Source organism: Paenibacillus sp. FSL E2-0178 (assembly GCF_038593005.1).
Classification (GTDB): Bacteria; Bacillota; Bacilli; order Paenibacillales; family Paenibacillaceae; genus Paenibacillus_AQ; species Paenibacillus_AQ phytohabitans.
Window position 1 is genome coordinate 5,037,237 of sequence record NZ_CP151953.1, and the last position, 23,569, is coordinate 5,060,805.

Here is a 23,569-nt window from a genome sequence, read left to right on the forward strand (position 1 = left end):
AAAGGAAGTCAGAGCTATGAAGCCAACAATCAGAGATGTAGCCAAGATGGCCGGTGTATCCATCAGCACGGTTTCCCGTGTAATGAATGCGCCGGACACGGTAGTTGAGAGTAAACGCAGCCGGGTGATGGAAGCCATAGAAGCGCTGAAGTATCAGCCTAATGCGTTTGCGCGCGGTTTGATTTACAAGAAGTCGTTTACACTGGGCCTGCTTATTCCCGATATTGAGAACCTGTATTTCGCAGGAGTGATCCGGGGGATGCAGGATGCCTGCATTAAGCTCGGCTACAGTCTGATGATCTGCAATACAGACCGTGACAAGGAGCGGACGCTGTCTTATATCGATACCTTCCATGAGAAGCAGGTGGACGGAGTCGTGTTCGCCAGTGATGTGCTGTACCCGGAGTATTATGAGAAGCTGGTAGGCTGCAGAATTCCCTTCGTGCTGGTCTCCTCCCATTCCGATGAGTATGAGGTGGCTTCGGTGGAGGTCGATGATGAGAAGGCAGCGTATGATGCGGTAAAATTCCTGATTGAGCTGGGTCACCAGGAGATCGGAATGATCGGCTTCAATCATGATAACTCGGTGTCCGGGCCGCCGCGTGTTGCCGGATTCGTCAGAGCGCTCAAGGAATTCGGTCTGGAGCGCAATGTGGAGAAGGTCAAATACGCCAATCACCGCTTTGAACAGGCGTATCAGGCATCGCATGAGCTGTTCAGTGAGTATCCGGAGCTGACTGCTGTATTCTGCGTAGCCGATGAGTTCGCCATGGGAACGATCTCTTATCTGAAGGACCGCAATATTCTGGTGCCGGGTCAGGTGTCGGTAATCGGTTTCGACAATCTGCGGATGTCCGGCATGTTCATTCCGAAGCTGACGACGATCGCACAGCCGATTTATCAGCTGGGTTACCGGGCTGCAGAGAAGCTGCATGAGTTATTAACGACCGGCTCTGTGGCTGTCATGAAAGAAAAGATGGAGCATAAGCTGGTTGTAAGAGAATCCTCGCGTGAGAAATGAAACCTGCTTGCGGGCAGGGTTGAAGCGCTGCTGCCTGGGGTGTGGAGGGGCAGAGCGGTCTCTTTTTCTAAATTTGAAAAGCTTTTCACAAGGGATCAGCAGATTAATGTAAGTTAATATGGTTAGTTTACACGGAAACCCGCTGGAAATACGGTTGCCAGAGGTAGACATGTGCAGGAATATCACAAATTAAGAATAAAACGCAGGAAAAGATGAATTTACAGTATTGGAAACGCATTCAGTATGTGATATTATGGAAATGTAAGCGCTATATTGATGTTGCTGACTCAGGAATTTCTGACATTAAACTGTACAAATTATCATATTCTGAAAAGCTTTGCAAGGAGGTGGTCCAGTGCTCAGCCGGTAGCCATTCCGGGAATTAAGCTGACCTAATGCAGTCTCTAAAAACAATTAAAGGGGATGTATGAAACAATGAAGAAGGCTCCAGGACGTAAACTGTCACTCGCTATGGTGCTGTGTTTATCCTTCACCATGATGCTCAGCGGATGCGGCGGGAATAACAATAATGCGGCACCGACGGATGCACCGGCAGCAACAGAAGCTCCGGCAGCAACAGCGGCTGATAACAACCAGAAATCGACAAATAATGCAGAGGCTACAGCTGACGGCAGCCCGCTGGACTTAGCGATGAAAGGTGAATATAAAGGGACTAAGGTAACGATGTTCGGCCCGTTTGTGGACGCCGACCAGGTGAAATTTGAGAGCAGCATCAAAGAATTTGAAGAAAAAACCGGCATTGATATTCAATATGAAGGCTCCAAGGAATTCGAAGCTACGATTAATATCCGTGTTGACGGCGGCAATGCTCCGGATATCGCTGACTTCCCGCAGCCGGGTCTCCTGGCTTCCATTGCGAAGACCGGCAAGGTAGTCGATCTGACCGGTGTGCTGGATCAGGAGAAGCTGACAGCCAATTACAATAAGAGCTGGCTGGATATGTCCACCATGGACGGTAAAGACGGCAAGATTATGGCCGGGATCTGGAACCGCAGCAATGTGAAGAGTCTGGTCTGGTATCCGAAGAAGCAATTCGATGATGCCGGATACACGGTTCCGCAGACTTGGGATGAGATGATGGCGCTGACAGAGCAAATTGCCAAAGACGGTGATCCTGCCTGGGCTATCGGTATTGAGAGCGGCGCGGCTACCGGCTGGGCAGCCACCGACTGGGTAGAGAACATTATGCTGCGTACCACAACTCCTGAGAACTATGACAAGTGGGTAGCCGGAGAACTGCCGTTCACTTCTCCTGAAGTGAAGAATGCAGTAGATGTGATGTCCAAAATCTGGCTGAACAAGGATTATGTATACGGCGGCGCTAAATCCATCGTAACCACGGCTTTCGGGGATGCTCCGAAACCAATGTTCGAGAATCCTCCCAAAGCCTGGTTCAACCTGATGGGGAACTTCATCACCAGCTTCTTCCCGGAAACCGCCAAGGTTGATGTAGATTATGACTGGTTCTACCTCCCGCCGATTGATGAGCAATACGGCAAGCCGGTTCTTGTAGCAGGCGACATCTACGCGATGTTCAATGACCGTCCTGAAGTACGTGCAGTAATGGAATTCTTCACTACCGGCGAATCGATCAAGAGCTGGGTGCAATCCGGCGGCGTAGTGGCGCCAATGAATGATGCCCCGCTGGACTGGTACCAGTCCGAATCCGACCGCCGGATGGCGCAGCTGGTGCAGGATGCTTCAACCCTGCGGTTTGACGGCTCTGACCTGATGCCGGGCAAGGTGGGTGCAGGCACGTTCTGGAAAGGCATGACCGACTATGTGAGCGGAACGGCTACTCTGGATCAGGCGCTGGAGCAGATCCAGTCCGGCTGGAATAACTAAGGAGCGTGTAAGCGGGACTTAGGGGACGCAATTGATGAAGAGGGGCAGGGCAGCAGTGATGAATCCTGCCCCTCTTTTTCTTGAAATATAAGAATTTATATGTTTCACACCATAATATATCCTTCTATTTCTCGCTGAAACGATACCGTCCTTATAAGGACGGCAAAGCCGTTTCCACTTGTTAAAGGATGCTTATGTAGAGAGTTTTGCTGCGCAAAACTTATTAGGAGGAACTGATATGGATGCACAAATAAAGCCGGAGGCCAGTGCCCCAGGTACGCAGGCGAAGCAGAGAATCAGCGGCCGGGCGGTGCTTTTATCGCTGGGGGTGCTGCTCGCTAACATTGTGATCAACGGGCTGATCTTCTTGTTTTTCCGCGATTCTACGCTTAATCCGCTGCTAACTGCGGTGCTTGCCGTGCTGTGGGGTGTACTGGGTGTATATCTGATCTATTACACTCTGACCTGGGCGGTTGAGCAATATCCCGATCGTATCCGCAGGAAAGTGCTGCCCTACGTATTCGTCGGACCCGCGGTTATTATCCTCGGCTGGCTGCTAATCCTGCCTGCGCTGCGGACCCTGTACTTAAGCTTCTTCAATGCTTCTTCGGAGAAGTTCGTCGGACTCAGCAACTATGCTGCAATCTTCAGCGACCATCTGATGGCAACCGCACTGCGCAACAATCTGCTCTGGGTGTTCGTGGGGACGCTGGCCTGTGTATGCTTCGGGCTGCTTATTGCCATTCTTGCCGACCGCAGCAGTTATGAACGTATCGCCAAATCGATTATTTTCATGCCGATGGCCATATCCTTTGTTGCCGCAGGCGTGATCTGGAAGTTTGTCTATTATTATCAGCCGGGCGATGAGCAGATCGGACTGCTGAATGCGATCGTAACCTATTTCGGCGGCGAACCGCAGGCCTGGACGAGTATGCTGCAGCCCTGGAATAATTTCTTCCTCATTATTATCCTGATCTGGATGCAGACGGGGTTTGCCATGGTCATCTTCTCTGCAGCGATCAAAGGTGTTCCTGACGATATTCTGGAAGCCGCACGGGTGGATGGCGCCGGTGAAGTGAAGATTTTTTTCGGTATCATGATTCCGTTTATCTCCTCGACCATTCTGACGGTAACCACAACCATTATTGTCTTTACATTGAAAATATTTGACGTCGTCATGGTGATGACGGGAGGTCAATACGATACAGAAGTAGTAGCGACACAGTTCTACCGGCAATTCTTCATGTACCGCAACTTCGGTTACGGCTCAACACTGGCTATCGTACTCCTGATCGCGGTATTGCCTGTTATTCTTATTAATCTGCGTCAGTTCCGCAAGCAGGGGGGATTCTAATGGTCGGCAAAAAGAAAAGAAAAAGCAGCAAAACCGTTGTTAACCTGATACTGGGCGTCATCTGCTTCATCTGGATTCTGCCGACGTTCGGGCTCTTTGCTTCCTCCTTCCGTCCGGCTGCGGATATTCTGCATACCGGCTGGTGGAAGGTCTTCCCCCATCAGGAATGGAAGGCCGGCGAAACACTGCAGCTGTCCAAGGATGTCGATCTGCGTCAGCCGATTGAGGTGAACGGCAAAACCTATAGTGATGATCAGCTCAAAGCAGGTGTGAAGGCGGATGACAGCCGCCTGATCTGGGAGAACCGCAGAGCGCGCACGGTCAATATGCAGGAGCAGGGCTGGAAGACTACGCCTGACCTAACACTCGATAATTATAAGAATGTACTGTCCGGCAAGGAATACAAGCTTAAGGAAGCCGACGGCAGTGAGACGGTGCAGAAGGGCAGCGGTTTATCGCAGGCGTTCTGGAATACGCTGACGATTGCTGTACCGGCTACGGTGATTCCGGTGCTGATCGCCTCTTTTGCCGCATACGCCTTCGCCTGGCTACGGTTCCCTGGACGCAAGACGCTATTCGTTATCATTATCGCGATGCTAGTCATTCCGATACAGGTTGCGCTGATTCCGGTACTGAAGGATTACACGTCGCTGGGGCTCAACGGCAGTTATCTCGGAATCTGGCTGGCGCACACGGCCTTCGGCCTGCCGCTGGTTACGTACTTTATGTATAACTTCATCAGCCAGCTGCCGAAGGATCTGTTTGAATCGGCCTTCATTGACGGGGCCAGCCACTTTACCATTTTCAGCAGACTGATTCTGCCGCTCTCCGTGCCTGCGCTCGCCTCCATCGGAATCTTCCAGTTCCTCTGGGTATGGAATGATTATCTGGTATCGCTGATCTTCATCGGCAACCAGCCGTCGGTGCAGGTGATGTCCATGAAGATCGCCGATCTGGTCGGCTCACGCGGCAATGACTGGCACTTGCTGACTTCGGCTGCATTTATCTCAATGCTGATGCCGCTGGCAATCTTCTTCCTGCTGCAAAAGTATTTCGTCAGAGGTCTGATGGGCGGATCGGTGAAAGGCTGAGCCTGTGGCTCAGAGCAGGTACCGGGTGTGCATGAGTACCGCCATTTCCGGCGGCAATGTAAAGAGCGGAGGTCTGTCCCCCGGAGATCCGATGCGGCGGTCAGGAGAAATTCGCAATCAGGAGGAGAATATAGAGATGAAGATGAAGCCCTATGAACATCCGCCGGCATTATATCCTTACCGCGAGTGGAGTCTCGGTGAGGAACACTACGAGGATGAGTATAATCAGCGGAGCGAGAGCGTATTCGCGCTCGGCAACGGATATATCGGTATGCGCGGTAATTTCGAGGAAGGCTACCACGGCAAGGCGGGCACTTCCGTAGCCGGGAACTATCTGAACGGATTCTATGATTCTGAGCCGATTGTCTATCCCGAAGGGGCCTTCGGGTTCCCTTCCCGGAATCAGGCGATGCTGAATGTGACTGATGCGCGTATGATCGAACTCAGTATTGAAGGACATGATTTCCGGATGGACCAAGGGAAGGTTCACCGGTATGAACGCCGGCTGGATATGCAGAGCGGGATTCTGCACCGGGAGGTGGAGTGGGAATCTCCTGCCGGCCACCGGGTGCTGCTGGAGATCCGCCGGATGGTGTCGCTTGCGCACAAGCATCTGGCCGCAATCGACTATACAGTGACCGCGCTGAACTTCTCCGGCACGCTGAAGTTTGAGTCTGCCGTGGACGGCGAGATCCGGCGGCCGGAGGCCACGGATGATCCGCGGCTGGGCGCAGGCAGTGCCGAGCCCAGCCTGCTGCTGGAGGATACCGGTTACGATGCTGCCACCCGAAAGCTGTGGATGAAGCAGCGGACACGGCATACGCGGTTTGCGCTGCTGACCGCAGTCAGCCATGCGCTGCAGGCGAAGTCCGGCCGCGAGATGAGCCACCAGCTGATCGGGCAGCGGATATCGGTGTGTTATGCCGCTGCGGTGCGCAGCGGTGAGACCGTAAGACTCACCAAATATATAACCTATCACACCTCCAAGGATTACGTGGAGGAGGAGCTGCAGGGCCGGAGTGACAGGGTGCTGGCGATGGCCGGAGAGCTTGGATTCACCGGTCTGGCCGGGGAGCAGCAGGAATATCTGGATACCTTCTGGTCGCATACGGATGTGGAAATCAAGGGCGACCCGGCGCTGCAGCAGGGTATCCGCTTTAATGCTTTTCAGCTGCTGCAATCGGCAGGCCGGGACGGCGCGACCAATATCGGAGCCAAAGGCTTAACCGGAGAAGGCTATGAAGGCCATTATTTCTGGGATACGGAAATGTACATGCTGCCGTTCTTCACCTTCACCCAGCCTGAAGTCAGCCGGGCACTGCTGGAATTCCGCTATGCTACGCTCGGCAAGGCGCGGGAGCGTGCGGCGGTCATGTCCCAGAAGGGGGCGCTGTATCCATGGCGGACAATTGACGGCGAGGAGAACTCCGCCTACTTCCCTGCCGGGACCGCCCAGGCACATATCAATGCCGATATTGCCTACGGGCTGAAGCAATACGTGCTGGCAACGGGCGACACGGAATTTCTGGTTGCCCAAGGGGCAGAGATTCTGTTTGAGACCTCGCGCTTCTGGGCCGATCTCGGTCACTACAACCCCGCGCGCGGAGGCGCCTTCTGCATTGATGCTGTGACTGGACCGGACGAATATACGGCGATTGTGAATAACAATGCCTATACCAATCTCATGGTTCAGGACCAATTCATGTATGCCTATGAGACCGCCCTGCTTCTGCAGGAGGAATATCCTGCTGACTATGAACGCCTGCAGCTGGCTATAGGACTGTCCATGGAAGAGGCAGAGGGCTGGAGGGAAGCCGCCGAGAGGATGTTTATTCCTTTTGACAATGATCTCGGCATCTATGCCCAGGATGATACGTTCCTGACGAAGCAGAAGTGGGATTTCGAGCATACGCCGCCGGATAAATATCCGCTGCTGCTGAATTATCATCCGCTGGTGATCTACCGCCACCAGGTGCTGAAACAGGCGGATCTCGTGATGGCCATGTTCCTGCTCGGGAACAAGTTCAGCCTGGCGGATAAAATCCGCAACTATCATTATTATGAGCCGCTAACCACCCACGACTCCTCCTTGTCGCCTTGTATTCACAGCATCATGTCTGCTGAGATCGGCGATTTAACCGGGGCATATGCCTACTTCGACCGCACTGTGCGGATGGATCTCGATGACATTAACCGCAACGCCAAGGACGGGCTGCATATGGCAGCGATGGCCGGCTCGTGGATGTCGATCGTGAACGGTTTTGGAGGGCTGAGGCTGTATGAAGGACAGCTGAGCTTTGATCCGGCCCTGCCGGAGCAGTGGGAGAGCTACCGCTTCAAGATCACCGTGCGTGGGCAGCTCCTGGATATATTCGTTGATCGTGAGACTGCAGTGTATACGCTGCTGTCCGGTACGGGCCTTGAGATCAGGCATAAGGACCAGCTGCTGCGGCTGCTTCCGCAGGAGCCTGTGAAGATTTCGCTTGCCAGCCGTCTTCAGGCGGTGATCTTCGACCTGGACGGTGTCATTACCGACTCCGCCGAATATCATTATCTGGCCTGGCAAGCTCTCGCGGATGAGCTGGGAATCCCCTTCAGCCGGGAGAAGAATGAACGGCTGAAGGGGGTCAGCCGGATGGAGTCGCTGGAGCTTGTGCTGGAGGGCAGCGGGCTTGCGCTGCTGCCTGAAGCCGAGAAGTTCCGGCTGGCGGAGAAGAAGAACGATCATTACAAGGAAATGATCGGGCGCATCACCCCGGCTGACCTGCTGCCGGGGATTCCTGAGCTGCTGGATTCCCTGCGCGAGCGGGGAATCTCTGCGGGGCTGGCCTCGGCCAGCCTGAATGCGCCGCTGATTCTGGAGCGCCTCGGCGCAGCCCATTGGTTCCAGGCGGTCGCCGACCCGGCTGAGCTCCGGAAGGGCAAGCCCGACCCGGAGATCTTCCTCAAGGCGGCGGAGCTGCTTGGGGCCGCGCCGGGCAACTGCATCGGCGTGGAGGATGCGGCCGCAGGGGTCGCCGCGATCAAGGCGGCGGGCATGAAGGCCGTAGGCATTGGCAACGCGGCGCAGCTGGGTGCGGCTGACCTGCTGCTGCCGTCTACCTCGGCGCTGGATGCCGGGAAGCTGCTGGAGCTGTGTGCGAGATAAGTGGCAGATAGGCTTGGCTGCGGTGGTGGAAAGGATGGAAGTACGGAAGTACGGCAAGAAAAGGGAGGCGTAGTATGCTGTAGTGCTCCGCTTTTCATTTAAGTGAGATATTAGACGCCCGTGTTCTCCTCAGTAGGTGGGGGAACACGGGCGTCTTTGTTGAAATTCAGGAATGTATAAGGTACACACGGTTGCTTCTCCTTCTATTTCCCGCTGGAATGGACCGTCTTTATTAAAGGACGGCAAAGCTATTTCTTACTGGTCAGGGTTATTTTTCGCTGGGCTATCCCAGTCCTGGTCCGGGAGCATTTGCCGCAAGTGATGCTTCATGTGATCCACGTAGTCCTCAACCAGCCATTGCAGGGTGACCGTAGTGCCATCATTCCGCAGGAAGAGGAGTGCCAGCTGCTCAGCAGACATGCGTGAAACTGCGCGTAGGACCGACTGATTCAGGCTGATCCACAGGGTCAGTATTTCATCATGCGGAGCCGAGGCATACTGCTGGGCAGACATCCATTCATTCTGGTCGTAATAAGCCAGCTGAAGAGGCTGCGGTTCGTACTGGACCTTGATAAACCGGGTGAGATTGTTGATCGCCGAATCGCATAAATGTCCAAGTAGTTGCAAACAGGACCATTTGCCTCCCGGACGCGGTGCGGCTGCTTCCTCTGGAGTGAAACGGTTATACGCAGCGGGTACTGCTGCCAGCAGCTGCTGCAGCTCAGCAATCGTAGGCGTTAGCATCGAACCATCCCTGCCTTTCAACTATAAAGTGTGAATAGGATTGGATAAGGAGTTTATCCCTGAATTCAAATATAGAAACTATATAAAAACTATATAGAAACTATTGAGAAACTATTGCTGTATTTCTGATTCCGCCGGAAGTGGGCGGAATGGGGAAAAGAAAGGGAAAAATCCCACTAATTCCGCCGGAAGTGGGCGGAATGGAGAAATGAAAGGGATAAATCCCTCTGATTCCGCCGGAAGTGGGCGGAAGGAGTAAATGAAAGGGAAAAATCCCACTAATCCCGCCGGAAGTGGGCGGAATGGGGAAAAGAAAGGGATAAATCCCTCTAATCCCCGCCGAAAGTGGGGGGAATGGGGAAATGAAAGGGATTAATCCCACTAATCTCGCCGGATGTCGGCGGAAGGAGTAAAAGAAAGGGATAAATCCCTCTAATCCCGCCGGAAGTGGCCGAAATGGGGAAAAGAAAGGGATTAATCCCACTAATCTCGCCGGAAGTGGGCGGAAAGGGGGAATGAAAGGGATAAATCCCACTAATCCCGCCGGAAGCGGGTGGAATGGGAAAATGAAAGGGATAAATCCCTCTAATCCCCGCTAGAAGTGGGCCCAAGGAGGAAATGAGGGGCAAAAGTGCCCTTGATTCCACCAGATGTGGCCCAAAGGAGGAAATGAGGGGCAAAAGTGCCCTTGGTTTCACCAGTTACGCACCCAAGGAGGAAATGCCTATATCTATGCCTCTGCCTATATCTATATCTATATCTATCCCTAAGTCGTAGCGCCCTCCTCCAGCTCCACGGGCAGGATGTATGCTGATTCGACATGCTCACCCTGCACCTGCCGCAGGATTAGATCGACGGCCAGCTTGCCCATCGCCTCCATCGGCTGGCGGATAGAGCTGATGGCCGGATACAGCAGGCTGCGGAGGGAGATGCCGTCATAGCCGATAATCCGCACATCTTCGGGAACGCGCCGCCCTCTGATCTGGCAGGCCTTCAGGGCATAGGCGGCAATGATGTCACTGCCGGCGAAGATGCCGTCCACCTCAGGATGCTCGCGGAACAGCTGGGCCAGCAGCAGCTCATAGGCTTCGAAGTCGAAGCTGTTGTTGTCCGTATGCAGCGAAACGTACTGGGCGCCGTGCTGCTTCGCAGTTTCTTCAAAGGCGACGCAGCGCAGATGCGATAAGATATTCAGCTTGGGATGCCCGCCGATATGGGCCAGGCGGCGGCAGCCTTTTTGAATCAGCAGGGTCGTGGCCAGCCGTCCTCCCGCGTAATTATCCGAGCATACATACGGAATATCCGGCGAAATCTGCCGGTCAAAGGTAACCAGAGGCAGGTTCATCTGCCGGTAATCCTCTACTTCAAGCGTGTGGCTGCCCATAATAATGCCATCCACCCGGCTTGCGCGCAGCATGTTGATATACTCCTGCTCCTTCTGCTTGTCCTGCCACGAGTTGCACAGCAGCAGCTTGTAGCCTTCCCGGTAGGCATGTTCTTCAATATGACTGGTCAATTCCCCAAAAAAGGGCAGGGAAACATGCGGAATAATCAGTCCGATAATGTTTGATTTTGAGCGGCTGAGCGAGCGGGCCAGTTCATTCGGGCGGTAATTGAGCTCGTCCATCGCCTGGTGCACCTTCTGCTTCAATTCTTCACTTAAGTAACCCCTGTTGTTCAATACCCGGGATACGGTAGTTGCCGATACGCCAGCCTTCAGCGCAACGTCCTTGATGGTCGGCATGGCCTGGCCTCCTGTCTAAGCAGTCAACTGCAAATTCATTCTAACGTGAGCGCTGTTCTCTGTCCATAAAGGCCGCAGCTCCGCTCTATTTGTTGTTTATTAAAATATCGTTTCCCCCTATAATTATAAGAAAGCGGCAAATTTAAAAGATAAGAATTCATTTGCTTTATGCAATAAATTATCCTTATCTTTTACGCTGATACCGGCCGGTGCAGAATGGGGTGCTTTTTTCACTCAAAAGAGGGATGGGAAATGGGTATAACGAATTAGTATTTAGTATAATGTCGAAATTCCTCGTTTTATAATCGAAATCTGACTTTGAGATAGATGAACGGGAGTGTGCGAATGGGTGTAGATAAAATTCATCTCAGGTTGTTAAAAAGCTTGCTCTTGCCGCTGTTTATCTTACTGTGTACGACAGAAGGCACACACGCCTACGCCGAAGAACTTCCCGCTCAGAATGTGCTGGTGCTGCATTCCTATCAGAAAGGCTTTGCCTGGAGCGATGAACAGAGTGCCGGAATTGAAGAACGCCTCAAAAGCGCAGCCGCTCTGCCCGTAATCTATACCGAGTATATGGATTGGAAACGGTATCCCAATCAGGAGAACCTCGAACACTTCTACGAAACGATCAAATTCAAGTATCAGAATATCCGTATTGATGCGGTTCTCACCACAGATGATGCAGCCCTGAGCTTTGCCATGAAATACCGAGGGGAGATTCTGGATAATGCTCCGATCATCTTCAGCGGTGTCAATGAGCTGGGTGTGGCCGGCATCCCGGACACTCACAACATCACAGGTGTTATCGAGAAGATTGATCCTACGCGTACGATCCAAATGGCGCTGGAGATCAACCCTTCCGTGAAGAAGGTTTATGTTGTTTTTGATAATTCGGAGAGCGGATTGTCGACCGGCAAAATGGTCATGGATCAGATTGACGCGCTGAACCTGGGGCTGGAGATCCTCCCTATGAACCGCTTTTCTATAGAACAAATTAAAGCAACGGCATCCGCCCTGTCTCCGGAAAGTATCGTACTGATGACTACATACTATAGTGACTCGACCGGAAGAATTGTTGAGTTTGACAGGTTCTCCAGTGAACTGGGCAAGAGCAGCAGTGTTCCGGTGTACCATATTTATGATTTTGGACTGAACCACGGTGCCTTTGGCGGCAGTCTGATCAGCGGCAGAATTCAGGGACAGACCTCAGCGGAGCTGGCGCTGCGCATCCTGCAGGGGGAGAGTGCGGATCATATCCCTGTTGTAACCGACAGCAATGTACGTAATGTATTTGACTACAACGAGCTTCAGCATTTTGGCGTACCGCTGGACAAGCTGCCGAAGGGCAGTGAAATCATCAACAAGCCGTTCTCCTTCTATCAGACCTACAAAGTGCTGGTGCTTAGCATTATTGCCGCTTTTGCCGTGCTGCTGACCTTCATCTTTGTATTATTATTCTATGTGCAGCTGGTCAAACGGATCAGAAGCAATCTGGAAAAAAGCAATGAACGCTTCAGCCTGGCCACCTATGGCGCAGACGCAGTAATCTGGGATGTGGACATGTCCACGATGATCTATTACTTCTCGGACAGCTGGTACGAGCTGCTGGGGTATGAACGGGATGAGGTCAATGAGACCCGCGGCGGCTGGAGAGACCTCCTGCATCCTGAGGATGCCGAGCAGGAGGACCGGCTGCGGACCCAGCATCTGGAGGGTCGTTCTTCGTATTACTACGCTGAATACCGGATGCGCAGCAAGTCGGGGGAATACAAGTGGTTCCAGGCCCGTGGCAAGGTGCTGCGTAATGCAGACGGCGGATATATCCGGTTTGCCGGGTCGATGGTCGATGTCACCGACCGCAAAGGGTATGAGAGCAAGCTGCAGATGAGCTATCAGGAGCTGGAGTCTACTTATGAGGAACTGACAGCACTGCAGGATGAGCTGCTGGAGCAGTATAACAAGGTGGTGGAGAATCAGGCGCTGCTGCAGACCAGTGAAGAGAAGTACCGCCTGCTGGCCTATAATGATGTACTGAGCGGCCTGCCGAACCGGCTGTCGCTGTCCGAAGAGCTGAAGAAATTTATTCAGGAGCACTCCGGCGGCCATGCAGCGCTGTTCTTCCTGGACATTGATAATTTCAAGTATATCAATGATTCGATGGGCCACACCTTCGGCGATGAGCTGCTGGTGAAGGTCGGCGAGCGGCTGCTGGAGCTGTCCGATGGGCGCAGTAAGCATTTCCGCTTCGGCGGCGATGAGTTTGTGATTCTTTTCAAGGATGTAGACGGGTATAATGAAGTGATCCGCTATGCGGACTCGTTGGTTCAGGGCTTCAAGGAGCCGTTCCAGCTGAGTGCCAGTGTCGTACATATCTCGGCCAGTATCGGGATTGCCCAATATCCGGAGAATGGCGTGAACGCGGAGGAACTGCTGAAGAATGCCGACATTGCCATGTATAAAGCGAAGGAAGCGGGCAAAGGCATTTATGTGATCTACGGGCGTGAGATGCAGCAGCATTTTGATGAGCGGATGATTATTGAGATGCATCTAAGAAACGCCATCTCCAATAATGAGCTCTCGCTGCATTATCAGCCGCTGGTGGATATCGGTTCGAACGAGATTTGGGGCTTCGAGGCCTTGATCCGCTGGAACAATCCCGTACTGGGCTTCGTATCGCCGTTGTCCTTCATTAAGATTGCTGAGGATTGCCGGCTGATTGTGCCTATCGGGGAATGGGTGCTGCGCACCGCCTGCCAGTTCATCAAGGATCTGCAGAGCCAGGGGTATGCGGGCTATCATATCTCGGTTAACATCTCGGTCATTCAGCTGATGCTGGATGATTTCACGGACATGGTGCTTACGGTGCTGCGGGATACCGGACTTGCCCCGGAATATCTGGAGCTGGAGATTACGGAGTCGATCTTCATGGAATCCTTCGAGGCCATCAGCTCCAAGCTGGAAGCACTCAAGGAAAAGGGGATCGGCATCGCGCTGGACGACTTCGGTACGGGCTATTCTTCACTGAGCTATCTGAAGCAGCTGCCGATTACCACACTGAAGATTGATAAGTCCTTCATCGACAGTATCGATACCCCGAACAACATGTCGCTGGCCAGCTCCATTGTGACCATCGGCCACGATATGGGCCTGAATGTTACCGCAGAAGGGGTGGAGACCCCGGAGCAGCTGGCTTTTCTGGAGCGGACGAGCTGTGACAAGATTCAGGGCTATTATATCAGCAGGCCTATCCCGGAGAAAGAGGTTGCGGGCTGGGTTGCCGGACGGCGTGCGGGCTGAAGCAATAAGTATACGGAATGTACTCCGTTGATAGTCTGGGTATGTAATATAACAACAAAAAGGAAACCTCCTTTTAGCAAGGGGGGCTTCCTTTTTGTTTTTTCTTTTTTCGGAAAAGTGGGGTAGGGGGCTATCCGGTCTCCTTAATCCTCTACTTCAGCAGCTTCCGCGCCAGCTTGACCTTGTTGCCGTATGGCGGATAGACAATCCCGAAATCCAGTCTCGTGCTTCGCTTAACAATGCTCTTGCGGTGGGAGAAAAGCTCAAAGCTATGCTTGCCGTGATAGCCGCCTATCCCGGAATTCCCCACACCGCCGAACGGCAGATGAGTGCTGGCTACATGGGAGATTGTATCATTCACACAACCTCCCCCGAAGGAAACGCTGCCCATCACCTGTTCCTCGACCTGCTTATCCTCAGTGAACAGATAGAGGGCGAGCGGCTTGGGGTGATCGTTGATACTCCGGATAGCTTCGCTAATCTGGTTGTATTCCATAATCGGCAGCACAGGTCCGAAGATTTCATCCTCCATCGAGGCATCGCTCCAGGAAGCCGGGTAGATCAGGGACGGCTCGATGTAGAGATCCTCCGGCACAACGCTGCCGCCCAGGATCAGCTTATCGCGGTCCTGCTCAAGCATCTTTTCAATCCGCCGCAGCTGGCGTTCATTCACAATCCGCCCGTAGTCTGTGTTATGCCGGATATCCGTTCCGTAGAATGCGGTGATGTTGTGTTTGATCCGCCCGATCAGCTCAGCTGCAACATCGCTATGGACCAGCAGGTAATCCGGGGCGATACAGGTCTGCCCCACATTGATCAGCTTGCCCCACACGATCCGTTTGGCCGCGGCCTCCAGATTGGCGGTCTTGTCGACAATGACCGGACTTTTACCGCCCAGCTCAAGGGTTACAGGCACCAGATTCTTCGCTGCCGCCTCCATGACAATTCTGCCTACAGGCACGCTGCCGGTGAAGAATATATAATCGAATTTCGCGTGAATAAGCAGATTTGTTGTTTCTTTCTCACCCTGCACCACCCGGATATATGCGGGGTCAAAGGTCTCCCGGATCATGTCTTCAATGACTGCCGAAGTAGCCGGGGTACTCTCGGAAGGCTTCAATACCGCGCAATTGCCGGCGGCAATGGCCCCGATCAGCGGCTCAATCAGGAGCTGGAACGGATAATTGAAAGGTCCGATGATGAGCGCAGTCCCATAAGGCTCTGCTAGAATGCTGCTCTTCGCCGGGAACATGTGCAGCGGTGACCTTACTTTAACCGGCTTCGTCCAGCGCCGGAGATGCTTCATCATATAGCCGATGCTGTCCAGCGTAAAACCAATCTCGGTGGCGTACGCCTCGAATTCACTCTTACGCAGATCCTTATTCAAGGCGGAGATAATCCGGGGCTCGCTGCGCTTGATAGCATCCTTCAGCTTCTGCAGCTGCTCCAGCCGGAAGCCGGGGGTTCTCGTGATTCCGCTGCTGAACCATTGTCTATGCTCTGCCAGCAGCTGGTCGATATGGGGGGCGGTTAACTGCAACATGCTTGCATCCTCCTCGGGTGAATCTATAGGGTTCGTCTAGTCTAGCCCGGTTTGCTCTGCACCGGGGGCGGTCTTCACAGGTTGCCTGCTGAAGAGGGCAGGCTCAGGAGGTAATCATTCATCCGGCTGCGGTCCAGCAGCGTGATTTCACTGCCCTTGAAGTCAATCCATCCCTGATCGCGCAGGAATCCAAGCTCCCGGGACAGTGAAGGACGGGCGGTATTCAAATGCCCGGCCCATTCTTTGCGGCTGAAGGGGAGCTTCAGCGTATCGGAGGCCTGCTGCGTGCCCTGCTCCAGCAGGAAGTCTATGATCCGGCGCCGCAGCGGCCCGGCGGAGAGGTTCTCGATTTTCCGGTTAACAAGCACCAGCCGTTCGGACAGATTCTCAATGAAGCGGGTGAGGATATCTGTGTCCGCAGCGAATATTCGCAGCAGCTCCTGCTTGCCGATGAACATCACCTTGCAGGGTCCCGTTGCAGTTACCGTGGCGGGGGCTACATTATCCCTGCGGAATAACACGGCCTCCCCGATGGTCTGTCCTTCTTTGAGATGGGCGATGGTAACGCTGCTGCCGGTGGAATGCGTCTTCTGCACCTCGACCCGGCCGGAGAGCAGAATTCCCAGCCGGTCAGCCGGATCGCCTTCGGCGAGGATGATGGCATTCCTGCGGTAAGTGCTGACGGTATAGGCCAGCGTATGCAGCAGCAGTTCGATCTCTTCTGCGGATTTCCCGCGGAATAACAGGCAGGCTTGCAGCGCGGCAGGCTCCGGTTTCATACATTTCCTCCGAATTCATAATAATCGGTAACATCCGTTACCGATTGATAGACGAAAGTCTACTACAATTACTGGTAACTGTAAAGGCGGGACGCAGCTGTCCTGTCCAGCTATCCAATTCATAATAAGGAGTGAATGTGTAATGAGCGACATGTTTTGTTTTCAGTGTCAGGAGGCGGCCAAGGGGACGGGTTGTACGATTCAGGGAGTATGCGGCAAGACCAGTGATGTAGCCAATCTGCAGGATCTTCTGGTGTATACGCTCAAAGGTATTGCGGTGTTCGCACGCAGCGGCCGTGAGCTGGGAATTACCGATCCGGTGACAGAGAAATTTATTATAGAGAGCCTGTTCGCTACGATTACCAATGCTAACTTTGTTCCGGAATACTTCACTGCGAAGATCCGGGAGGGGCTTGCCCTGCGGGATAACTGGCGCAGCAGAATTGCGGATGCCGGAGTGATCGCGTATTTGTCAGAACATGACGCAGCGCTATGGAGCGCCAGTACGGACGGGGAACTGACGGACAAGGCGGCAACCGTGGGTGTGCTTGCTACAGAGCATGAGGATATCCGCTCTCTGCGTGAGCTGCTCACCTATGGTCTGAAGGGAATGGCAGCTTATATGGAGCATGCAGCGGTACTGGGATTCTATGAAGCAGGCGCACATGCTTTTATGGAAAAAGGCCTGACGGCCGTGCTGGATGATACCCTGAGCGGGGGCGAGCTGACTGCCCTGGTCCTGGAATGCGGCAAATTCGGTGTGGATGTGATGGCACTGCTTGACCGTGCGAACACGGCGGCTTACGGCAGTCCGGAGATTACCAAAGTGAATATTGGTGTGGACACGAACCCCGGCATTCTGATCAGCGGACATGACCTCAAGGATATGGAGGAGCTGCTGAAGCAGACGGAGGGTACCGGAGTCGATGTGTACACGCATAGTGAGATGCTGCCCGCCCACTATTACCCGGCCTTCAAGAAATACAGCCACTTCGTGGGCAACTACGGTAACGCCTGGTGGAAGCAGACTGAAGAATTTGATAGCTTTGGCGGCCCAATTTTGATGACTACGAACTGTATCGTACCTCCAAAAGAAAGCTATAAGAACCGGCTGTACACCACAGGCAACACAGGTTATCCGGGAGTTCAGCATATTGCAGCAGGAGCAGACGGGGTGAAGGACTTCTCCGCTCTGATTGAGCAGGCCAAAGGCTGCGGCGCTCCGGTAGAAATCGAGACGGGTGAGATTATCGGCGGCTTTGCCCATGCGGCGGTCATGAATCTGGCAGATCAGGTAGTCGGGACCGTCCAGAGCGGCGCAATCAAACAATTCTTCGTAATGGCGGGCTGCGACGGACGGATGAAGAGCCGCAGCTATTATACAGACTTCGCGGCCGAGCTGCCTGAGGATACAGTGATTCTCACCGCAGGCTGTGCCAAATACAAATATAATAAGCTGGCGCTTGGCGATATCGGCGGGATTCCCCGCGTGCTGGATGCCGGCCAGTGCAATGATTCCTACTCCCTGGTGGTCATAGCGCTGAAGCTGAAGGAAGTCTTCGGCCTGGACGACATCAACGATCTTCCGATCTCCTACAATATTGCCTGGTATGAACAAAAGGCGGTAATTGTGCTGCTGGCGCTGCTGCATCTGGGCGTGAAGAACATTCACCTTGGCCCTACACTTCCGGCATTCCTGTCACCTAATGTAGCTAAGGTGCTGGTAGACAGCTTTGGCATCGGCGGTATCACCACCGTACAGGAAGACATGGAGCGGTTTATTGCAGCGGTGTAATGCAGAATGCTGACCATCTAACCTGCGGCACTATGTCTCACAAGACTATCGGATGGCCGCTTTTGCCGGGAATTTCCTGATTCATCCATTATCCGTGACAGAGATCCGGTAATATTCTAAGATATTGCACGGAATGCAACATTTTGCCCGTTAAACCGGCCCAAAACTAAAATTGTTGTATAAAAGGCATGAATTCTCCTGCTTCAGGCGCTTAGCAGGATCAATTCTTGTATTTCCTACAACAATCCTCCGCCACAACCGGCTATCTATGAATCAAAGTTGTAGAACGTACAACACTTATGTCTGCAATGCTTACTTCATAGTCTTCATTCTGCCGGCAACAAGACAAGTGTGAGGATCTGATGTATGCCGTATTCTGCAAGTCCCACCGCGGGCCGGTAACTTGTCTGGTGGTGACTTAAGCGGGGTTTGTCTATGTAACGCACAAAAAAGCGGGCCCACGGTACACCGTGGGCCCGCTTTGGTATGTCCAGCCGGCAGCTGTTACGGCAGCCGGTAGACGGCGAACGGCTCCCCGCTGCGGAAGGCGGCGCTGGCCTGATCCAGCTGCTCAAGCGTTGCCGCATCCGGCCGGACGGAGAGACTCTGCAGGTTATGCTCCACCTGCTCCACCCGGGTGGCACCGACAATCACCGTGGAGACGGCCGGCCTGCTCATCAGCCAGGCCAGAGACAGCGCCGCCGGTGAAGTATCCAGCTCTTCCGCTATACTGCTGACCTGCTCCCCGAGCGAGATGCGTTCCGGGGTAAGGAAGCGGCGGAAATTCGGGTCGGTTTCCGCTCTGGAACCGGCAGGGGCACTGCCGGTATATTTGCCGGTGAGAATGCCGCCGGCCAGCGGGAAGTACGGGATGATGCCCAGTCCCTGATCCAGACACAGCGGAAGCAGCTCTGCTTCAGGTGTGCGGTCGGCAAGAGAATAGCTGCACTGGATCGAGACGTATTTGGCCCAGCTGCGCGCTTCGCTGATGCCCAGCGCCTTCATCAGCTCCCAGGCAGCATAATTGGAGGCCCCGATATAACGCACTTTGCCCGCAGAGATCATATCATCAAGGGTACGCAGCGTCTCCTCCAGCGGGGTGTAGGGGTCGAAGGTGTGAATCTGATACAGATCTACATGATCCGTCTTCAGCCGCCGCAGGCTGCCTTCCAGCTCCTGCATCAGATGGCGGCGGGAAGAGCCGCTTCCGTCAGGCCCGTCATGCTTCGGAAGGCCGGCTTTGGTAGCCAGGACGGCCTCATGGCGTCTGCCCTCAAGCGCGAGGCCGATAATCCTCTCCGACTCGGAGCCGGCATAGATGTTGGCGGTATCGATGAAGTTGATTCCCTGATCCATTGCGGCATGAATGATACGGATCGAGGTGTCCTGATCCGCCCTTTTGCCAAATGAGTTAGTTCCAAGGCCCAGCGCAGATACCTGCAGGCCGCTATTTCCGAGACGATTATATTCCATGTTAATCACTCCTTATCGGTATCGTTAATCAGGCCGGCTGCGGCCGGAGACGGCGGAGCGGCTTCATTGCCGGAGAAAAGCTGCAGTGCAGTATCAATAAATAATTGAACGGCAATAGAGGTCTCCTCCAGGGAATGGACGGCGATATGAATGTCGCGGTAAGCATCAGGCGCCAGCTCCCGGACCACGACATTCGGCGGCAGCGACAAGAGGGAGAGCTGTGACATCACACCGACGGCGAGCCCCTCCCTGATCATATTCAGTGCGGTAGTGTAGCTGTTGACCTCGTATTTCACATTCAGCCTGCTTCCGGCCCGGTTGAATAAGTCCACTACCGGAGGCTCATAGCCCGACCGGCAGAGCAGCATAGGCTGAGCTTCCAGATCCTTCACACAGATGATCTGCTTGTACCGAAGCTCGTGATCCCCGGGCAATACGGCGTAGAGCTTCTCCCGGAACAGCGGCAGGGAGGCGAAATCCTCGACCGGCGGAATCATCAGGCCTGCGTCAATGAACCGTGATGCCAGCCAGTCCTTCACCTCGGCGACCGAACCTTCATATAATCTGATCTCAATTCCGGGGTATTTGGCAGTGATGGCACTGATAATCTTCGGGACAAAATAGGCAGCGGCAACCGGAAAGGCGCCGATGCGGATGAGGCCCTTCTCCAGGCCTTTCTCGGCGGCAAGCTCCTGATCTATCTTATCGAGGCCGCTGAGGATTCCGCGGCAGATAACCAGAATCCGCTTGCCGATATCCGTCAGCATCAATCCGCTGCGCCGGTCGCGCAGCAGCAGCTTCACGTCCAGCTCGGCTTCCAGTGCGGAGATGGCGCGGCTGACTGCGGGCTGGGTCATATTCAGCTCAAGACCCGCCTTGGTGAAGCTGCGGCTCTCAGCGATTAAGACAAATAGGCGAATTTGAGTGTTATTCATATCTAATCTGGTATGCCCCTCATGATAATAATTCATTTCAATTATGACTGAATCTATTGTATCATTTGGGAAGAAATCAGAACAAGAGGTGAACTCATGCAGAAGCGGAAGCAAACTATTGGCTTATTAGTGTTCCTGGTTATTGTCTGGGGCATCAACTGGCCGCTCTCCAAAATTGCCTTAACGTATGCCCCGCCCTTGCTGTTCGCCGGAATCCGAACGGTCATTGCCGGTATTATACTAATCATCGCGGCGCTGCCGAAGCGGAAGCAGCTGCATTTGCGCCAGCTCTGGCCCGTCTATCTGGTGTCAGCCTTCCTCAGTATCGTCTTCTACTATGGCTTCCAGACGATTGGCCTGCAGTATGTGCCGTCCGGATTATTCTCGGCCATTGTATTCCTGCAGCCGGTGCTGCTCGGAATTTTTGCCTGGATCTGGCTGGGCGAGCGGATGTACGGGCTTAAGATCGCCGGCCTCGTAATCGGCTTCCTCGGGGTAGCCTCGTTAAGCCTTGGGGGATTAACCGGAAGTATCTCGCCTATAGGCGTACTGCTGGCCTTGGCCAGTGCACTCAGCTGGGCGCTGGCTACGGTCTACACCAAACGCAATGCAGCCAGAGTAGATATGCTGTGGATGACCGCAATGCAGATCATGATCGGCGGGGTAATCCTGCTGGCGGCAGGCTCAGCTTCGGAGAGCTGGGCGGATATTACCTGGAGTAGTACTTTTATAATAAATACACTGTTCATCGCGGTCTTCGTGATTGCGCTGGGCTGGTTGGTATACTTCAAGCTGATCAATGAAGGAGAGGCCGGCAAGGTAGGCTCGTTCACCTTTCTGATTCCGCTGATTTCCATCGGCTCCAGTGTAGTCTTATTGCATGAACAGATTACGTTGAATCTGGTCATCGGTATGCTGCTGATTGTGAGCAGCATTATTCTGGTGAATGTCAGGCTGGGCCGGAATGCCGGGAGTGTCCTGCAGACCCCGGTACCCGGTCTGGGTAAGGAATAAACAAACGGCTGCTCCCTCAGAAGAGGGGCAGCCGTTTGTACTTGTCAGGGGTTACATTACAGCAGGCTTAGACCGTTTCTGCGTCCGCGTCCCGCAGGATCAGTTCTCCGCCGGACTCCAGGATACTGTTATGGGAACGGGCAATATTAATGAAGACATGCTCCTCCTGGAGCAGTTCAATGTCTTCACACAGATTACGCAGCAGCCGGGAGAAGCTGTTCAGAACACTGTCAGTGATAAACTCGGTGAACTGCCCCGGATGGGTAAAAACCTCCAGCATCTGCTTGAGCTGATCCGTACCGGGCTGGGGGGCCCCTTCCATGCACAGCAGTGCGGATTTAAGATCGCTGATCAGGCACTCTATATGGCTGTACTTATCCTCCAGCAGCAGCATAACCACCAGACCGTATTTCACGGATTGCTGGCGGGATTCTACATTCTTGGCCAGCAGCCGGGCGGCTTCCCGCAGTCCGCCAACTTCAGTCAGCAGAAGACTGGAGAAGCGGTGCAGGCGGTGCTGGTGTACCCCGGCAAGTCCGGTGTGCAGGCTGCAGCCGGTTACTTGACCGCTTATATAGATACTGCCTGTAGCCGTAATTGTAGATTGGCAGACGTTGCCGTAGATATACACATTCCCTAACGCCTCAATACACATAGGGCCTTCAATATCTGAGGGTACGACGATGTCACCTGCAAACATAATCTCACGGGCTGTTGCCGCCATTTCCTTGGTGATGAGGCATAGGTCCGGGAAATCGCAGGTTGTGACGCTGCCGGAGTCTCCGCAGATGCGGGGTCTGCCCGTACGCAGAGCCGCGATCTCCCCGTTTGGAAGCAGCCGTGCATTGTCTCCGGCTGCGAAATAAATATCCTGCGGTGGAGGTGGAGGCAAGATGCCTCCTTCTACGTCGAATCCGGGAATTCCCTCTTCGGGCGGCAGCTTGCGGGCGAATACCTCTCCCTCTCTGGCGAAGGGTGCTCCCGGAAACCGCAGATAATCTAAGGAATCTGCAGCTTCCGCAGTTCGTCCCTCCCGGAGCATTCCATTGCCTGTGAGCGTATGCTCCGGGAGGGATAGCTGCAGCCTTGATTTCTTGCCGGGCAGCGGGGCTCTCCCTTCTGCGATACAGACAGGGAGATATGTAGGGTTGTTCAGTTCGGCGTATAGGGCCGGGATATTCAGATTCCGCAGAATGGAGCGGTTATCCAGCGAAGAAAGAATCTGTTCTATGGTGAGCGTGGACAGCAGCATCGCCCGGTTAGGCTCAGCCCGGACTGCGGCTTCGAAGGAAGCCGGGCAATTGACCAGATTCCAGGCGTACTTCTCTGCACGGTACAAGGTGAAATGCACTTTGAGCTTGTCAGGTGAAACCGTAATCTGATACTGTGGCTTCTCGCAAATTTCCCAGGTAATATGATCCGCTGAGGTCACCTCAGTAGGCTCTGTAACGGTCTTCCAGTTGATCTTCAGCACTACAGGATGAACAGCGGAGATCCGGGCGGGCTTGCCGCCAGAGAGCGGGGGAGTAATGAAGATCTGATTATTCTGCACAAGGATAATTCCATCCTTATCTCCATTCATCCCGCCGGAAGTCCGGCCCTCCACAGAGAAAGAATCCAGGAATCCGGTCCGTTCAAGCATCAAGGATTCCACGAAATCATATCGGGTTGGTTCGATGAATTGCTGCGGCATTATCTTAACCTCGCTTTTTCGTATAATCAATGGCATTCGTACAGAAAAGAGCATCATAAAGCCTGGGGG

At 53.7% G+C, this 23,569-nt stretch carries 15 protein-coding genes; 8 read left to right on the forward strand and 7 right to left on the reverse strand.

Annotated elements, in window-relative coordinates; translation table 11 throughout:
- Window positions 1–16 precede the first annotated feature (16 nt).
- The 5 genes from MHI42_RS21970 to pgmB all read left to right on the forward strand — a co-directional run bounded on the left by MHI42_RS21970 (window position 17) and on the right by pgmB (window position 8,480).
- Complete coding sequence (locus MHI42_RS21970; protein WP_342420662.1) at window positions 17–1,021, forward strand: LacI family DNA-binding transcriptional regulator; 1,005 nt, start codon at window positions 17–19, stop codon at window positions 1,019–1,021.
- A 435-nt stretch (window positions 1,022–1,456) separates the two neighbouring features.
- Window positions 1,457–2,887 (forward strand): ABC transporter substrate-binding protein, encoded by a 1,431-nt coding sequence (locus tag MHI42_RS21975; RefSeq protein WP_336101069.1) that lies wholly within the window; start codon window positions 1,457–1,459, stop codon window positions 2,885–2,887.
- 238 nt (window positions 2,888–3,125) lie between these two features.
- Window positions 3,126–4,241, forward strand: a complete 1,116-nt coding sequence (locus tag MHI42_RS21980) for a sugar ABC transporter permease (RefSeq protein ID WP_171719124.1) — start codon at window positions 3,126–3,128, stop codon at window positions 4,239–4,241.
- On the forward strand, window positions 4,241–5,332 hold the full coding sequence (locus tag MHI42_RS21985; protein ID WP_039304866.1) for a carbohydrate ABC transporter permease: 1,092 nt from the start codon (window positions 4,241–4,243) through the stop codon (window positions 5,330–5,332). The genes MHI42_RS21980 and MHI42_RS21985 overlap by 1 nt, the downstream gene beginning before the upstream one ends.
- A 31-nt stretch (window positions 5,333–5,363) precedes the next feature.
- Window positions 5,364–8,480 (forward strand): beta-phosphoglucomutase, encoded by a 3,117-nt coding sequence (gene pgmB, locus MHI42_RS21990; protein ID WP_342420663.1) that lies wholly within the window; start codon window positions 5,364–5,366, stop codon window positions 8,478–8,480.
- A gap of 255 nt (window positions 8,481–8,735) precedes the next feature.
- Here the strand turns inward: pgmB and MHI42_RS21995 are convergent, their stop codons facing one another.
- Both MHI42_RS21995 and MHI42_RS22000 read right to left on the reverse strand, forming a co-directional pair.
- Complete coding sequence (locus tag MHI42_RS21995) at window positions 8,736–9,245, reverse strand: DinB family protein (protein WP_256703827.1); 510 nt, start codon at window positions 9,243–9,245, stop codon at window positions 8,736–8,738.
- Between the two features lie 745 nt (window positions 9,246–9,990).
- Window positions 9,991–10,968 (reverse strand): LacI family DNA-binding transcriptional regulator, encoded by a 978-nt coding sequence (locus tag MHI42_RS22000; RefSeq protein ID WP_076243599.1) that lies wholly within the window; start codon window positions 10,966–10,968, stop codon window positions 9,991–9,993.
- A 345-nt stretch (window positions 10,969–11,313) separates the two neighbouring features.
- Here MHI42_RS22000 and MHI42_RS22005 point away from each other — a divergent pair, with 345 nt between their 5' ends.
- Window positions 11,314–14,268 (forward strand): ABC transporter substrate binding protein, encoded by a 2,955-nt coding sequence (locus tag MHI42_RS22005; RefSeq protein WP_342420664.1) that lies wholly within the window; start codon window positions 11,314–11,316, stop codon window positions 14,266–14,268.
- A 151-nt stretch (window positions 14,269–14,419) separates the two neighbouring features.
- On the opposite strand, the gene MHI42_RS22010 is transcribed toward MHI42_RS22005, so the two are convergent.
- Complete coding sequence (locus MHI42_RS22010; RefSeq protein ID WP_342420665.1) at window positions 14,420–15,811, reverse strand: aldehyde dehydrogenase; 1,392 nt, start codon at window positions 15,809–15,811, stop codon at window positions 14,420–14,422.
- A 74-nt stretch (window positions 15,812–15,885) separates the two neighbouring features.
- Complete coding sequence (locus MHI42_RS22015) at window positions 15,886–16,590, reverse strand: Crp/Fnr family transcriptional regulator (protein ID WP_042140367.1); 705 nt, start codon at window positions 16,588–16,590, stop codon at window positions 15,886–15,888.
- A 142-nt stretch (window positions 16,591–16,732) separates the two neighbouring features.
- Here MHI42_RS22015 and hcp point away from each other — a divergent pair, with 142 nt between their 5' ends.
- Entirely contained in the window at window positions 16,733–18,385 is a 1,653-nt protein-coding gene (gene hcp, locus MHI42_RS22020) for a hydroxylamine reductase (protein ID WP_342420666.1), read from the forward strand.
- A 504-nt stretch (window positions 18,386–18,889) separates the two neighbouring features.
- Here hcp and MHI42_RS22025 read toward each other — a convergent pair.
- Window positions 18,890–19,858, reverse strand: a complete 969-nt coding sequence (locus MHI42_RS22025; protein WP_342420667.1) for an aldo/keto reductase — start codon at window positions 19,856–19,858, stop codon at window positions 18,890–18,892.
- A gap of 5 nt (window positions 19,859–19,863) precedes the next feature.
- A complete protein-coding gene (locus MHI42_RS22030; protein WP_342420668.1) occupies window positions 19,864–20,793 on the reverse strand; it encodes a LysR family transcriptional regulator in 930 nt (309 codons plus the stop codon).
- A 96-nt stretch (window positions 20,794–20,889) separates the two neighbouring features.
- On the opposite strand from MHI42_RS22030, the gene MHI42_RS22035 reads away from it, so the two are divergent.
- Window positions 20,890–21,807 carry a DMT family transporter gene (locus tag MHI42_RS22035; RefSeq protein ID WP_076243594.1) on the forward strand — a complete coding sequence of 306 codons (918 nt, stop codon included), beginning with the start codon at window positions 20,890–20,892 and terminating at the stop codon, window positions 21,805–21,807.
- 67 nt (window positions 21,808–21,874) lie between these two features.
- Here MHI42_RS22035 and MHI42_RS22040 read toward each other — a convergent pair whose 3' ends face one another.
- On the reverse strand, window positions 21,875–23,500 hold the full coding sequence (locus tag MHI42_RS22040; protein ID WP_042140363.1) for a flagellar assembly protein A: 1,626 nt from the start codon (window positions 23,498–23,500) through the stop codon (window positions 21,875–21,877).
- Window positions 23,501–23,569 lie beyond the last annotated feature (69 nt).

What these genes read in the sequence shown, in the direction of transcription:
- MHI42_RS21970 (WP_342420662.1), top strand. Translation starts at nt 17, where the DNA reads ATGAAGCCAACAATCAGAGATGTAGCCAAGATGGCCGGTGTATCCATC.
- MHI42_RS21975 (WP_336101069.1), top strand. Translation starts at nt 1,457, where the DNA reads ATGAAGAAGGCTCCAGGACGTAAACTGTCACTCGCTATGGTGCTGTGT.
- MHI42_RS21980 (WP_171719124.1), top strand. Translation starts at nt 3,126, where the DNA reads ATGGATGCACAAATAAAGCCGGAGGCCAGTGCCCCAGGTACGCAGGCG.
- MHI42_RS21985 (WP_039304866.1), top strand. Translation starts at nt 4,241, where the DNA reads ATGGTCGGCAAAAAGAAAAGAAAAAGCAGCAAAACCGTTGTTAACCTG.
- pgmB (WP_342420663.1), top strand. Translation starts at nt 5,364, where the DNA reads ATGAGTACCGCCATTTCCGGCGGCAATGTAAAGAGCGGAGGTCTGTCC.
- MHI42_RS22000 (WP_076243599.1), bottom strand. Translation starts at nt 10,968, where the DNA reads ATGCCGACCATCAAGGACGTTGCGCTGAAGGCTGGCGTATCGGCAACT.
- MHI42_RS22005 (WP_342420664.1), top strand. Translation starts at nt 11,314, where the DNA reads ATGGGTGTAGATAAAATTCATCTCAGGTTGTTAAAAAGCTTGCTCTTG.
- MHI42_RS22010 (WP_342420665.1), bottom strand. Translation starts at nt 15,811, where the DNA reads ATGTTGCAGTTAACCGCCCCCCATATCGACCAGCTGCTGGCAGAGCAT.
- MHI42_RS22015 (WP_042140367.1), bottom strand. Translation starts at nt 16,590, where the DNA reads ATGAAACCGGAGCCTGCCGCGCTGCAAGCCTGCCTGTTATTCCGCGGG.
- hcp (WP_342420666.1), top strand. Translation starts at nt 16,733, where the DNA reads ATGAGCGACATGTTTTGTTTTCAGTGTCAGGAGGCGGCCAAGGGGACG.
- MHI42_RS22025 (WP_342420667.1), bottom strand. Translation starts at nt 19,858, where the DNA reads ATGGAATATAATCGTCTCGGAAATAGCGGCCTGCAGGTATCTGCGCTG.
- MHI42_RS22030 (WP_342420668.1), bottom strand. Translation starts at nt 20,793, where the DNA reads ATGAATAACACTCAAATTCGCCTATTTGTCTTAATCGCTGAGAGCCGC.
- MHI42_RS22035 (WP_076243594.1), top strand. Translation starts at nt 20,890, where the DNA reads ATGCAGAAGCGGAAGCAAACTATTGGCTTATTAGTGTTCCTGGTTATT.
- MHI42_RS22040 (WP_042140363.1), bottom strand. Translation starts at nt 23,500, where the DNA reads ATGCCGCAGCAATTCATCGAACCAACCCGATATGATTTCGTGGAATCC.